Consider the following 12498-nt stretch of genomic DNA (forward strand, 5'->3'; position numbering starts at 1 on the left):
AGCGTTTTGAAGAACTCGGCCTTCAGCTGGTACAGCGGCGTGCTCACCATGCGGCCCTCTCCCCGGCACGGCACGGCACGACACGGCCTGGTCGGCCGCCGGTCCACTCGGCATCGCGTCCACCCACTCGTCAACGACATGCGCCCCATCCTCGCGCGCGGCACCGGCAGGACCGAACGCGCACCGAGGAGCCAGGCCGCCCATATTCAGCGGTGATGACCTCGCTCATTGCTAACATCAGCAATGCTCTCGCTGTCCTTCGGCGGCCATCTCTCGTGGTCGGCTCAGGACAGCGACCGCGGTTGAACGGCGTCGCCGGCCCGGCGGCCGGAGGCCGGTTCAGACCTTCTTGACCGCGCTGGACTTCAGCTGCATGGCGCCGAATCCGTCGATCTTGCAGTCGATGTCGTGGCCGTCCGTGCCGTCGACGAGGCGGATATTGCGTACCTTGGTGCCCGCCTTGATTCCGGACGGGCTGCCCTTGACCTTGAGCGTCTTGACCACCGTCACGGTGTCGCCGTCGGCGAGCAGGTTGCCGACCGAGTCCCTGATCACCCTGTCCCCGCCGGTGTCGGTCGCTGCGGCGGACGGCGACCACTCGTGGCCGCACTCCGGGCAGACGAGCAGCGCGCCCATCTCGTACGAGTACACGCAGGAGCATTCGGGGCAAGGGGGAAGGTTTTCACTCATGGGTCCAGTGTCTTTCTTTCAGTGAGCCGATACGAATGTGAGGCGGGTGTCAGGCGGGCCAGCCGTCGGTGCGCCACTCCTGCTGCCCCTGTGCGACCGCGTCCGGTACTCGTCCGTGGGCGGCGAGGGCTGCGGTCAGGTCGCAGTGGACGGGGATGTCGGGGCAGTCGCCGGCCGGGACGAGCGAGCCGTCGGCGGGTATGGCGGCCAGTTCCAGGCTCCGCCCGGCATCGGCGAGGCGGCGGCCGGCGTCGGTGATGGCCAGCTGGCCCTCGGCGGACCAGCCACGCAGCTCGGACAGGTCCAGGACGACCGGCCCGGTGCCCCGGGCGACGACCCAGCCGTCGCACCGCTGAAGCGGCGCACCGCCTCCGGGCCGAGATAGCCGGCGACGGAGAGGACGCCGAGATCCTGCTCGATGGTGTAACGCCAGTCGATCGTCATACGGGGAACTTCCTTGTGCTGCTGCGGGATGGGACAGGCTGAGGTCACAGGGGCAAGGTGATCCAGACGCTCTTGCCCTTGCCGTCGGCGTCCGCGCGGACGACCGCGGTACCTCCCAGGCCGAGGACAAGCTCCATCACGGTGCCCAGACCACCGGCACCCGTTCCGGTCACCGCGCCGAAGAGCGGCGGCTGATAGGGGTGGCGGTCATGGACGGCGAAGGCCAGGCAGTCCCTGCCCGCGGCGTAGAACACGGTGAGCCGCGGGGACAGGACGGCGGCGTGCCGCACGCTGTTGGTGACCAGCTCACTCAGGATCAGCAGGGCCGGATCCACGGTGGGATGCCGCAGCCCGATGTCCCACTCCAGCAGGATCTGCTCAGCAGTCTGACGGGCCACGCGGACCGCCCCCGGTACGGCGGGCAGGGTGAGCACGTGGCGGTGCGGCAGCGCCTCCAGCTGCGTGGTCACTGTTTCCCCGTTCCCCGGACAAGGCGGAAACCGGTGACCGTCTGCGGGTGGACGCGCACGAGCGTGTCGTGCGGGCCGTGCGTCCAGCCGGACAAGGTGCGCAGGTAGTGGGCGGCCTCGTCCGGATCGGTGATCACCTCGGCCGGTCCGGACGCGGTCACCGTCCAGCCGGTGCCGAGGGCTTCCTGGATGTCGTCGGCCTGGTAGGTCGCGCTCAGCGGAACGGCGGCAGGCTGGATGGGGGTCCGCACGATGAGCCGGCCGTACTCCCACACGTGCCGGGCGAGCCGTACGACCGTCACCTCACGCTGCACGAACACCAGCCGCCCCAGCTCCGCGGCTTCCAGCAGCCACACCGCTTCCGCGCCGGAGACCTCGACCATGCGCGGGGTGCTGGAGGGTGCGCTCATCGGATGGTTTCCTCGCTGCTGTCGGCGCTCATCGGGCTCGTCCTCTGGGCGGGGACAGCGGGCAGGACTCCGGCCGTCTCCAGGTGATCGCGGGCGGCACGGATCGCCCCCGGTGTGGTGGCGTACTCCCCTCCCTCGCGCCGCAGCAGCTCCAGCGCGCCGACGGAGTCAAGGACCTGCCGCTGACCGGGACGTATCCCCGAGGCCAGGACGAGGGTCCCGCGCCGGTGCAGCTTCTCCACCGCGTCCTTCAGGACCAGGGCACCGGTTGCGTCCATCGTCGACACCCGCGACATCCGCAGGATCACCACCCGGACGTCGGCGACCTCGGTCAGCTCCAGCAGGAAGCGGTGCGCGGCTGCGAAGAACAGCGGACCGTCGATCCGGTAGGCGACGATGTGCTCGGCCAGCAGCTGATGCTCCTCGGCGCTGTGATCGCCCCGGTCGAGGGGCACCTGGTCGAAGCGGGCCTGCTTGGCCACCGCCCGCAGCGCGAGAGCGCCGGCGACGACCAGGCCGATGATGACGGCGTACACCAGGTCCAGAGCCAGCGTCGCCGCCGCCGTCAGGACGAGTATCACCGCGTCGGACCGCGTCGCCTTCGCCATCGCCTTCAGCGAGCCGACCTCGACCATGCGGATCGCGGTGGCCAGCAGCACGCCTGCCAGAGCCGCCAGCGGGATCTTCGACACCAGGGGCGCCGCCGCAAAGACGATCACCGCCAGGACGGCGGCATGGGTGAGGGCAGCCAGCCGGGAGCCCGCGCCCGTGCGGACATTGACAGCAGTACGGGCGATCGCGCCGGTGGCCGGGACGCCGCCGAACAGCGGGGCGGCGATGTTGGCCAGACCCTGGCCGAACAGCTCCCGGTCCGGATCGTGCCGCTGCCCCACCGTCATCGCGTCGGCGGCGGCCGCGGACATCAGCGACTCCAGCGCGGCCAGCGCGGCCACCGCCACCGCTGGGGCGAGCAGCGAGCCGAGCGAGCCGAGGTGGAGGAAGGAGAGGGAGGGCGCGGGAAGTCCCGCTGGTAGGTCGCCGATCGGCTTCACGTCCAGGTGGGCGACCTGGGCCACGACCGTGGCGGCGATCACGGCGACAATGGAGAACGGCACCGTCGGCCGCCACCGTGCACCGGCCAGCATGAATACGACCACGGCAGCGGCGAGGCCGACGGCGGTCCAGTGCGGGGTTTTGATGAATTCGTCGATCGCATGCCAGGTGACGACGAGTACCTTGTCACCGTCGGGCTTGGGCACGCCGAGCGCGTTCGGCACCTGCTGGAGCCCGATCACTGCGGCGATGCCGAGGGTGAAGCCCTCGATCACGGGCGCCGGCACGTACTGCATATAACGACCGGCCCTGAGCATGGAGAGGACGACGAGCATCACGCCGGCCATCAGACCCACCGTGAGTACGGCGGTCTGACCGTACTGGGCGACGATCGGCACCAGGACCACCGTCATCGCGCCGGTCGGCCCCGACACCTGCAGATTCGAACCGCCGAACACGGCAGCCAGCGCGCCGGCGATCACGGCGGTCGCCAGGCCCGCCTCGGCACCGAGACCGGACGACACCCCGAAACCCAGGGCGAGGGGCAGCGCCACGATGGCCACCGTGAGTCCGGCGAGCAGGTCCCGGCGCGGATCGCGCCCAACCTGCGCCAGATCGGAGCGGGAGGGCAACAGCGACGTGATCCGCGCCCGGACCGTCCGGGCAAGGGTCATGTTCATCGGGCGGTGACCTCGGCTTCCCGCAGCTCGGCCAGCAGCTCGTTCCGCCCGGCGAGCATCTCGGTCAGGATTCGCCGCGCGGCCTTCATCAGGTCCGCGACATCGCCGCCGGCCAGCTCGTAGACGACGGTCGAGCCCTCACGGACGGAGGTGACGATCCCCGAGCGGCGCAACACCGCCAGCTGCTGGGACAAGCTGGAAGGCTCCACCTCGATGGCGGCCAGCAGCTCCCGCACCGGCATCGGCCCATCCTGCAGCAGCTCCAGCACCCGGATCCGGACCGGGTGCCCCAGCATCCGGAAGAACTCGGCCTTCGCCTGGTACAGCGGAACCGACACGACCCCTCAGCTTCCCTCACACAGCCCCACCGGGGCGTGACACACAGAAGCCGTGCCCACGGCTACGTGCGAGCACAACAGACACAGCATCTAACCAATTGCGAAATTTTGCAATTCAGCTATCTGGCTTGTTGTGGTTTGCGGGAGTGGGTACCTATGTCCTGTTGGGCCAGTCGTATGGCCCGCCGCCGCGCCACTCGATCAGCGCGGGGTCGTCGATCGCGGTGTCGGCGGTCGGCAGGCCCGCCTGGTGCAGGAATTCGAGCACGTCGAACAGGCTGTAGGCAGCACCCATGGGCTCACTGCGGATCGTCACCCGCCGCCCGCCGTCCTGCGCGGGCGGGAGCACAACCACCGGAGGCCGCCCGTCCATGACACCAGCATGCGCCGGAAAAAGGCCTGTGGCACCCAGCCGCGCAGACCTGACTGGACACGCAGGCGTGGGAGGGGTGCGTGACGGGCACGACTGAATGGGCAGCCGCACCTGGCAGAAGCCGGGCGGCGGCCACCGGGCCCTGGGCGAGACGCGTGCCGTCATCAGACGGCGGGAGGAAAGGGCCGCCCGGCCCCACCCTTTACCGCGGGTGGGCCTGCGACCCGGAAGGGCTACTCGCTGTTCACTTCCGCGTCAATGTCAGGGATTTTCTGGGCTGCAGCTTCCCCAGACGAGGCTTCGCTGGCGGCTTCCTCGGCAACAGGCACCGTCACGTCAGGGCCCACGTCCCCGACGAGGTCCTTGGGCGCGACTCCTCCAGACCAATCTGGCATGGCTGATCCTTTCGGTGATCTCGGGCGTGGATCGGCTCGCAAGCGCGGTCGGTGCACCGTTCGTGCGGTGAGGCGTACCAGTCTCTCCACGCATCGGCGCGGACCAAACGGTTCCGCCAGAAATGGATAAGTACCCTTCCACCTGCGGAGAACGGATACGCCTCACCAGGACCGACTGCTCCAGGCGCGCCGCGATCCGCAGCCACTCACGGTGGCCGGTCCCGGCGATGAGGACCGCCCGTCCCGCCCGACCCGCACCGCGTCCCGTGGGACGGCCATGGCCTGGCGGTGCTGGACACCCTGGCCAGGCACGGTGCGGGGGCGCGGGTCGGACCGGACGGGCGGTGGTGACCGGGGTGAACTACTGGCCGGCCCTGACGTCAGGCTGGACAGCGAGGAGACCGTACTCGGTGGCCGAGGCGGCGGGCGTCACAGCGTTGGCCCTGACACTGACTGCCGACGGCTTGGGAGCCGCGGCATGGGCATGCGCGGCAAGTGCGAGGAACGTGGCTCCCGCCAGAGCGGCGGTGGTGATGACCTTGACGGCACCGCCGCTGAAGTCTCCGGGCATGATGTGTTCTCCTGTCGGTCGATGTGGACCAGCTGGTGGTGTCTGCGTCTCGTAGCGGCACCGGGCGGCCGTGGACGACCTTGATGTGCCGAGTCAGCCTTCTGCTGTCGATGATGTGCACGCCACACGGCGCCCCAACAGCCTTTGCTCTGAGCCGACTCGCTCCTCGGATGCCTCTGTCACCGTTCATGGGAGATCCTTGTGGCCAACTGTGGGCCCAGACGGTCTCCAAGTGGCGGGCCCGGTTCGTCGCCCACCGGCTGGACGGGCTGGGCGATGCGCCCCGGCCCGGCCGAGTGCGCACGGTCACCGACGAGCAGGTCGCCGAACTGGTGCGGCTCACCCTCGAGACGAAACCGAGGAATGCTACGCACCGGTCAACCCGCTCGATGGCCCGTAGGGCCGGAATGTCTCAGTCGACGGTGTCGAGGATCTGGCGGGCGTTCGGCCTGGAGCCGCACCGTAGCGAGTCGTTCAAGCTGTCCACCGACCTGCTCTTCGTGGACAAGGTGCACGACGTGGTGGGTCTGTACCTCGATCCGCCGGAGAGGGCGCTGGTGCTGTGTGTGGATGAGAAGTCGCAGATCCAGGCGCTGGACCGGTCACAGCCGGTGCTGCCGATGATGCCCGGGGTGCCCGGGGTGCCCGAGCGGCGCAGCCACGACTACCTGCGTGCGGGCACCACCACCCTGTTCGCCGCTTTGGATGCGGCGAACGGGAAGGTGATCGGCTCGCTCCACCGCCGCCACCGCACCGCGGAGTTCAAGAAGTTCCCTGCCGAGCTCGACCGTGAGGTCCCGGCCGGCCTCGACGTGCATCTGATCGTGGACAACTACGGCACCCACAAGACCGAGCCGGTCCGGAGGTGGCTGCTGTCTCATCCCCGCTTCCACCCGCACTTCACAAGGCAGTCGGTGTGCTGGTCCCCGGTGCCCGTCGTCCAGTTGAACTGGATCGCCCCGCGGCCTTCCCAAACTGCGTTGTACGTACTGAGGCCGTACCAATTGGATGTTGGTCGTCTGGTAACTATCCGACAACTTCCAGCCCCAGAAGTTGTCCCACTCGACTGAATCGGAGTGGCCCCAGCAGCCGGTGTACGCGGCGGCCACGCGCCCCGTGTTTGGGTTTGGGCTCGCGGTGGAGATGCGGTGCACCTTTGGTGCGCCGTACGGCCTGGTGGCGAGTGTGAACAGCCCCTTCTCCTTGAGGGCGAGAGCGTCAAGGGCCGCCTTCGGGTTGGGAGAGTTGTAGACGTGTCTCACCAGCGCCTGCATCGCCGCCATCGACGGCGTACGGGTGGCGCCCGTGGCGGCTGTGACCGCCGTGGCACTTGCCGGCACCGCTGCGGCGGCGCGCCGCTTGCGAGAACGCCTCCGGCTATGGCGAGCGCGGCGAGCTTGCTACGAAGAATCACGGCTTTGCCTTTCTCTGAAGCACAGTGCAAAGACGAGGTCGGTAAGCCCAGGCTGTCGCAAGGAGCCGGGTGAAGTCCTGTTTCCCGCACGAACCCGTACACCCCGCTCCTAGACTCGCTTGTCAGGGGCACAACTTCATGGGCGCATCCTGGTTGAGCAGCGAGGGTCCATGCCGGATCCGGGCGGGGCTGAGGATCTGGCGCAGTTCGTCGCTCTTTTGGGTGAGTTGCGGGCGTGGGCGGGGATGCCTTCGTACCGGGTGTTGGCGAAGCGGGTCGGTCCGCTGATGCGGCCGGCGCGGGTGGTGTCACCCTCCACGCTCGTGGATGCCTTCAAGTCCCGGCGGCGGCGCCTGGATCTGGATCTGGTGGTGGCGATCGTCCGGTCGCTGGGCGTGGACGAGCCCGGAACGGCCCGTTGGCGTGCGGCGTGCGTCAGAGTGCACGGCTTGGCGAAACGCGGCGGTCCGGTCGGGGTGTTCGGCCAGCTTCCTGCCGATCTCGCGACGTTCACGGGGCGCCGGGAGGAGCTCGCCCGGCTCATAGAGGCCGCGACGCAGTCCCGCGATGGTGATGTGGCCAACGCGGTGGTGGTTTCCGCTATCGAGGGCATGGCCGGCGTGGGCAAGACCCAGCTCGCGATCAGCGGCCGCCCACGAACTCGTCCGCTGTGGCCACTTCACCGAAACGCAGCTCCACGTGAACCTGCGCGGCTTCGACCCCGAACTCCCACCCACCGACCCATCCACGGTCCTTGAGACCTTTCTGCGTCAGCTCGGCGTTCCCGCCCAGCAGATCCCCGCGAGCCTCGACGAACGAGCGGTGATGTACCGCGACCGGTTGCGCGAGCGCAACGCGCTGGTACTGCTGGACAACGCGGCCGACGAGGACCAGGTCCGCGACCTGATCCCATCCAGTCCCACCTGCCTGGTCCTCATCACCAGCCGCCGCAGCCTGGCCGGCCTCGACGGCATCGCCCCCCACTTGATCGACACCTTCCCCGAAGCCGAGTCACTGGACCTGCTCATGCGGATCGCCGGCACGACCGTGTAGCGGCCGAACCCACAGCAGCCGCCCGCATCGTGCAGTACTGCGATCACCTCCCGCTGGCCCTGGCGCTCGCCGCGGCCCGGCTACGGTCCCGACCCGCCTGGAGCCTTGCGGACCTGGCCAACCGGCTGGAGGCCTGGCGGCTGGAGGCGATCCGCGCCGGCGGCCGCGCGATCCGCCCCGTGTTCGACGTGTCCTACGAGGCGCTCCCGCACGCAGCACAGCAGTTGTTCCGGTTGCTCGGACTCCATCCGGGCCCGGATTTCAGCGCAGAGGCCGCCGCCGCGCCGGCCGAGAGCACCCTCGCCGAGACCAGTGCCACGCTGGAAATGCTCCTGGACGAGCACCTGCTGCAACAAAGACTCAGCGGACGCTACGAACTACACGACCTGCTCCGTGTCTACGCCGTCGACCTCGTAGGACAGGACGGCGAGGCGGCCGGCGAAGCGGCGCTCGCCAGGATCACGTCCTGGCACACGCACAGTGTCTGCAACGCCATCACCGCGCTCCAGAAGGAAGCAGACCCACCCACGGTGCCCTGCGGAAGCGATCCGGCACTGTTCGATTCCCACGACATGGCTTTGGCATGGCTGGCAATCGACGAGACCAACCTGGAACACGTCTTGAGCACCGCCGCCGGCTGCGGGCTCTACGACGCAGCTTGGCACACGGGTCGCTACCTGAACCGCCTCTCCTCCGAGAGCGGCAGAATCGACGACAGCGTCCGGGTGAGTCAGATGGCCGCGGAATCAGCGGGAAAGGCGGGCAACCGCCCCGCAGAGGCGCGGGCCCTGTGCAACTTGGGATGGGCCTACGCCGAGCGGGCGCGTCGCGGCCATGGCGCCAACCTGGACGAGGCCGAAGCCTGCATGCGCAGGGCGGTGGACCTGTGTCATCAGGCGGGCGACGAGCGCGCCAAGGCCTACGGGCTCAACGGCCTGGGGAAAGTCCTCGGCGAGCAGCGCAAACACGCTGAGGCGCTCGACTCCTACGGGGCGGCACTGACGATCTACCAGAAGGAAGGAGACCACGGCCGCATCGGCGCCACGCACTGCAACATCGGCACCATCCACTTCGCGAGGAAGCACTACGACCTGGCACTCGCCAGTCTTCTCCGCTCCCTGGAGATCCTCGACACACCGGAAGCCGACAGCTTCCGGATTACCGTGCTACTGGCGAACATCGCCGAGGTCTACCTCCTCACATGCGAGTACGACAAGGCTCACAGCTACGCATCACGTCGGCTCGCCCTGGCCCGCGCCTACGGGTACACCCTGCACGAAGCCGAGAGCCTGCTCGCCACCGGCGACATCCACTCCGCCCTCGGAAACACCACCAAGGCCCGAGAGGCCTGGACCGAATCAGCCACCCTGTACGAGCAGATCGACAATCCCCGCGCAGCCGAAGCACGACTACGCCTCGGCACCTCGCACAGCGGCGGGGCCGAGCGGTCCAGGGCCTGAATCTGCGACTTCTCGTCCGACGCAGAACACGATTGCGCGCTCCGGCGGATCCCGGTGGAAGCCCGCCACGTCGCGGACCTACTCGACGAACTGCGGCCCCTGCGGGTTCGAGGAACAGGCCGATGAGTTCGGCGGGCACAGGCTGTTGTCCGGGGCCGGGGCGGGGCCCGCGCTTGGCCGTCTGGGGCCCGCAGCGGACGCCGCCGGCGGCGAGCCCGGCGCCTGTCCGGCCCGGAGGCAGGGCACGACCGGAAGGACCGGACGAGCAGGACCGCTCATGGAGATCCTCGCGGATGCCGGCTATCAGGGCATGGGCGCGCAGACCGGCGGACGCGTGGTGACACCACCACATCCCAAGTTCGAGAAGAACACTCCGGCCTGGTACGAGGAGCGGCACGAGCAGCAGCCCAAGGCACATTCCTCACGGCGCATCCGCGTCGAGCACAGCCATCGCACACCTGAGGAACTGGGGGGCTCTCGCCCGACACCTTGGCCGACGCGAGCACATGAGTGACATCGTCCAAGCCGTCGCCGGTCTGCTCTCACACCAGCAGACAGCCACCCTCGAGCACGGACTTCGAGCGTGAACACCGACAATGCCAACCCTTCGACGGGCCACGGCCAACCGTGCACGAGGTCGTTGGTCAGCCGAGTTGTCCGGTCGGACCGGGTTCCGGATCGGGCGAACGGGCGGCGTCCGTACGTGACGGGGCGGCCTCTTTCGCCGTGTCAGCCCAGCAGCCCGGCCAACACCGCCGTTGCCGCGTTCAGCAACTGCTCGGAGGTCGGGCCACCCGCGGCGGTGCGGGCGAGCAGGCCCTCGCGTGCGGCCAGGATCACCTCGGCGGCCTGCTCCGCGGAGGCTCCGGGTGGTACCAGCTCCGGCAGGACCCGCTCCAGCAGGGCCGCCAGCGCCGCCGTCACTGTGCGGTCGTGCACGGCGACCCGCTTGGCGAGTTCGGATGTACGGGCGGCCAGCAGGCGGAACTCCAGGAAGAGCAGAATCCACCCCGTTTCGGCGGCCTCGACCCGCAGCAGTGCCTCGACCAGCCGCCGCGCCCGCTCCTCGGGCCCCAACTGTTCGGCCGCGGCGGCCAGGTGCTCCAGCTCGGTCATCCGTTCGGCTGCCTGTTCGTCGAAGAGCGCCAGTAGCAGGTCCTCCTTGGTGGCGAAATTCGAGTAGAAGGCTCCGCGGGTGTAGCCGGCGGCGGCGCAGATGTCCTCGATGCTCGTCCGCGCGTATCCCGCGGACAGGAACAACTCGCCCGCCGCCGACAGGATGCGGGCTCTGGTGTGGACGCGGCGCCGCGGGGGCCGGGGCGTCGGGGGTTCGACCGGGGAGGGATTCACAGCAATCACGATACATGGTGTATTCAATACGAGTCGTATTGAAACGAGGTCGTGAGAGGACCACCGCCATGAGCCGACTGCTGATCACCGATGCCCACCTGCTCCACCCCGAGACCGGCACCCGTACCGACCCGGCCTGGATCGAGGTCGCCGACGGCCGGATCGCCGCCACCGGTACCGGCCGCCCGCCCGGCGCCGGGCAGGACGTGCGGGTGCTCGACGCGGCCGGCGCCACCGTGCTGCCCGGCCTGATCGACGCCCACGTCCACCTGCTGGTCACTTCCCTCGACCTGGCCGCCGTCGCCTCCTGGACCCCCGGATACCTGACCGTCCGGGCTCTCGCGGAGGCCGAACGGATGCTGCGCCGCGGCTTCACCACCGTCCGCGACGTCGGCGGCGCCGACCACGGCATGGCCCGAGCCCTGGCCGAAAGGCTGGCACTCGGCCCGCGGCTCATCCATGGCGGAAAGGCCCTCTCCCAGACCGGCGGCCACGGCGACCTGCGCCCGCTCGGTGACGACTCGATGCCCTGCTGCGAGAGCCGTCCCAACTTCGCCCGGATCGCGGACGGCGTCGACGCCGTCCGCAGGGCGGCCCGGGACGAGTTCCGCAAGGGCGCCGCCCATCTGAAGGTGCTGCTCTCCGGCGGGGTGGCCTCGCCGCACGACGAGATCGCGGCCGTCCAGTACAGCGAGGACGAGATACGCGCCGCCGTGCAGGAAGCGGAGAACCACAACCGGTACGTCACCGCGCACGCCTACCACCCGCGCGCCATCGATCGGGCCCTGCGGGCCGGTGTGCGCTGCGTCGAACACGGCAACCTGATCGACGACGCAACCATCAACCTGCTGCTGGAGCGAGACGCCTTCCTGGTACCCACCCTGATCGCCTACGAGCAGACGGCGAAACTCAGCCGGCAGTCCGGCCTTCCGGAATCGTCCTACCGCAAGCTCACCCAGGTCCGCGACCATGGGCTGGCCGCCCTGGAGAAGGCCCATCGCGCGGGCGTCAACCTGGTCTACGGCAGTGACCTGCTCGGGCCGCTGCACCCAGCCCAGTTGGAGGAGTTCACCCTGCGCGCCCAGGTCCAGCCCGCTGCGGATGTGATCCGTTCCGCCACGAGCACGGCGGCCCGCCTGCTGCGGATGGAGGGCGAGATCGGCACCCTCGCGCCGGGCGCGCACGCCGACCTGCTCGTGGTGGACGGCGACCCGCTGGCGGACCTGGCCGTCCTCACCCGCCCCGAGCGGCACCTGCGGCACGTGGTCAAAGCCGGTGCCGTTCTCTGAGAAAGCTTCCGCTGACCGGCCTGTGGGCCTGATCAGTCCGGCAAGAAGCTGCTTCGTCACCTCCACGATGCGGGCGTGCACGAGGTCGGCGGTCGGGAACGACCGCGGGCCGGGAACGCTGACACCTGTGTCAATTCCGGTGGCACAGCCGCCAGTGGCGGTTCCCGAGGTCGCTCCGTCACCGCCGAAGCCCGGAATCGGTGGCGCCATCCCACCAGGTGTCTTCGTGTCGCCGTCCTTTCCCGATCCGCCGACGGGAGGAAATTGAGAACGGACGGCCAGGTGGCTAGCGCGCTTACACTCACAGTTCATTACGCGGATCGGTCTACGACCGCCCGGAAGCGAGTGCTTCCAGAACCCACGGCTCACACTGCAGTACTGGCGGGCACCGCGCAAGCAAGTGGAGTGCGAGTGGGTTCGCTGTTGGGCCTCGGGGAGGGAAATCTACATTTCAGCAGGTAGGGGACCTGTGTTCGCACCACCCCTCGGTCGCGTGAGATTGCTGTAG

Annotated in this window: 16 protein-coding genes and 1 pseudogene; 8 read left to right on the forward strand and 9 right to left on the reverse strand. The window is 69.2% G+C overall.

The window, feature by feature from the left end; all coding sequences use genetic code 11:
* A partial coding sequence (locus tag IE277_RS47590; RefSeq protein WP_229882028.1) for a hypothetical protein occupies window positions 1-216 on the forward strand: 216 nt, incomplete at its 5' end.
* A 123-nt stretch (window positions 217-339) separates the two neighbouring features.
* On the opposite strand, the gene IE277_RS28970 is transcribed toward IE277_RS47590, so the two are convergent.
* The gene (locus IE277_RS28970) at window positions 340-690 is read right to left on the reverse strand and encodes a zinc ribbon domain-containing protein YjdM (protein ID WP_189956665.1); all 351 of its coding nucleotides are present in this window, start codon (window positions 688-690) and stop codon (window positions 340-342) included.
* A gap of 46 nt (window positions 691-736) precedes the next feature.
* Between IE277_RS28970 and IE277_RS49280 the strand changes: the two genes are divergently transcribed.
* Window positions 737-1075, forward strand: coding sequence for a hypothetical protein (locus IE277_RS49280; RefSeq protein WP_189956666.1), 339 nt, complete (start codon window positions 737-739; stop codon window positions 1073-1075).
* Between the two features lie 103 nt (window positions 1076-1178).
* Here IE277_RS49280 and IE277_RS28980 read toward each other — a convergent pair whose 3' ends face one another.
* The 6 genes from IE277_RS28980 to IE277_RS29005 all read right to left on the reverse strand — a co-directional run bounded on the left by IE277_RS28980 (window position 1179) and on the right by IE277_RS29005 (window position 5424).
* Window positions 1179-1604 carry an ATP-binding protein gene (locus IE277_RS28980; protein ID WP_189956667.1) on the reverse strand — a complete coding sequence of 142 codons (426 nt, stop codon included), beginning with the start codon at window positions 1602-1604 and terminating at the stop codon, window positions 1179-1181.
* On the reverse strand, window positions 1601-2014 hold the full coding sequence (locus IE277_RS28985; RefSeq protein WP_189956668.1) for a pyridoxamine 5'-phosphate oxidase family protein: 414 nt from the start codon (window positions 2012-2014) through the stop codon (window positions 1601-1603). Before IE277_RS28985 ends, IE277_RS28980 begins: the two co-directional genes overlap by 4 nt.
* The gene (locus IE277_RS28990; protein WP_373310920.1) at window positions 2011-3741 is read right to left on the reverse strand and encodes a SulP family inorganic anion transporter; all 1731 of its coding nucleotides are present in this window, start codon (window positions 3739-3741) and stop codon (window positions 2011-2013) included. The genes IE277_RS28985 and IE277_RS28990 overlap by 4 nt, the downstream gene beginning before the upstream one ends.
* Window positions 3742-3743: 2 nt before the next feature.
* Window positions 3744-4085 carry an ArsR/SmtB family transcription factor gene (locus IE277_RS28995; protein WP_189956670.1) on the reverse strand — a complete coding sequence of 114 codons (342 nt, stop codon included), beginning with the start codon at window positions 4083-4085 and terminating at the stop codon, window positions 3744-3746.
* 154 nt (window positions 4086-4239) lie between these two features.
* Window positions 4240-4458 (reverse strand): hypothetical protein, encoded by a 219-nt coding sequence (locus IE277_RS29000; RefSeq protein WP_189956671.1) that lies wholly within the window; start codon window positions 4456-4458, stop codon window positions 4240-4242.
* Between the two features lie 756 nt (window positions 4459-5214).
* A complete protein-coding gene (locus IE277_RS29005) occupies window positions 5215-5424 on the reverse strand; it encodes a hypothetical protein (protein WP_189956672.1) in 210 nt (69 codons plus the stop codon).
* 221 nt (window positions 5425-5645) lie between these two features.
* On the opposite strand from IE277_RS29005, the pseudogene IE277_RS29010 reads away from it, so the two are divergent.
* Window positions 5646-6347, forward strand: a pseudogene (locus IE277_RS29010) (IS630 family transposase); the annotation flags it as partial.
* Between the two features lie 799 nt (window positions 6348-7146).
* On the opposite strand, the gene IE277_RS29015 reads toward IE277_RS29010, so the two are convergent.
* Entirely contained in the window at window positions 7147-7521 is a 375-nt protein-coding gene (locus IE277_RS29015) for a hypothetical protein (RefSeq protein ID WP_189956673.1), read from the reverse strand.
* Between the two features lie 16 nt (window positions 7522-7537).
* Here IE277_RS29015 and IE277_RS29020 point away from each other — a divergent pair, with 16 nt between their 5' ends.
* From IE277_RS29020 to IE277_RS29030, 3 genes are all read left to right on the forward strand, one after another.
* Complete coding sequence (locus IE277_RS29020; protein WP_189956674.1) at window positions 7538-7891, forward strand: hypothetical protein; 354 nt, start codon at window positions 7538-7540, stop codon at window positions 7889-7891.
* Window positions 7892-7920: 29 nt separating this feature from the next.
* Complete coding sequence (locus IE277_RS29025; RefSeq protein ID WP_189956675.1) at window positions 7921-9351, forward strand: tetratricopeptide repeat protein; 1431 nt, start codon at window positions 7921-7923, stop codon at window positions 9349-9351.
* A 277-nt stretch (window positions 9352-9628) separates the two neighbouring features.
* The gene (locus tag IE277_RS29030) at window positions 9629-9865 is read left to right on the forward strand and encodes a hypothetical protein (protein WP_229882029.1); all 237 of its coding nucleotides are present in this window, start codon (window positions 9629-9631) and stop codon (window positions 9863-9865) included.
* Window positions 9866-10080: 215 nt separating this feature from the next.
* Here the strand turns inward: IE277_RS29030 and IE277_RS29035 are convergent, their stop codons facing one another.
* Window positions 10081-10701 (reverse strand): TetR/AcrR family transcriptional regulator, encoded by a 621-nt coding sequence (locus IE277_RS29035; RefSeq protein ID WP_189956676.1) that lies wholly within the window; start codon window positions 10699-10701, stop codon window positions 10081-10083.
* A gap of 68 nt (window positions 10702-10769) precedes the next feature.
* On the opposite strand from IE277_RS29035, the gene IE277_RS29040 reads away from it, so the two are divergent.
* Entirely contained in the window at window positions 10770-11990 is a 1221-nt protein-coding gene (locus IE277_RS29040) for a metal-dependent hydrolase family protein (RefSeq protein WP_189956677.1), read from the forward strand.
* Window positions 11991-12065: 75 nt separating this feature from the next.
* Complete coding sequence (locus tag IE277_RS49670) at window positions 12066-12452, forward strand: DinB/UmuC family translesion DNA polymerase (protein WP_373310909.1); 387 nt, start codon at window positions 12066-12068, stop codon at window positions 12450-12452.
* The last annotated feature ends 46 nt before the right edge of the window (window positions 12453-12498 follow it).

The sequence above is a fragment of the Streptomyces alanosinicus genome (assembly GCF_014650595.1).
Classification (GTDB): Bacteria; Actinomycetota; Actinomycetes; order Streptomycetales; family Streptomycetaceae; genus Streptomyces; species Streptomyces alanosinicus.

What these genes read in the sequence shown, in the direction of transcription:
- IE277_RS28970 (WP_189956665.1), bottom strand. Translation starts at nt 690, where the DNA reads ATGAGTGAAAACCTTCCCCCTTGCCCCGAATGCTCCTGCGTGTACTCG.
- IE277_RS28985 (WP_189956668.1), bottom strand. Translation starts at nt 2,014, where the DNA reads ATGAGCGCACCCTCCAGCACCCCGCGCATGGTCGAGGTCTCCGGCGCG.
- IE277_RS28990 (WP_373310920.1), bottom strand. Translation starts at nt 3,741, where the DNA reads ATGACCCTTGCCCGGACGGTCCGGGCGCGGATCACGTCGCTGTTGCCC.
- IE277_RS29000 (WP_189956671.1), bottom strand. Translation starts at nt 4,458, where the DNA reads ATGGACGGGCGGCCTCCGGTGGTTGTGCTCCCGCCCGCGCAGGACGGC.
- IE277_RS29005 (WP_189956672.1), bottom strand. Translation starts at nt 5,424, where the DNA reads ATGCCCGGAGACTTCAGCGGCGGTGCCGTCAAGGTCATCACCACCGCC.
- IE277_RS29030 (WP_229882029.1), top strand. Translation starts at nt 9,629, where the DNA reads ATGGAGATCCTCGCGGATGCCGGCTATCAGGGCATGGGCGCGCAGACC.
- IE277_RS29040 (WP_189956677.1), top strand. Translation starts at nt 10,770, where the DNA reads ATGAGCCGACTGCTGATCACCGATGCCCACCTGCTCCACCCCGAGACC.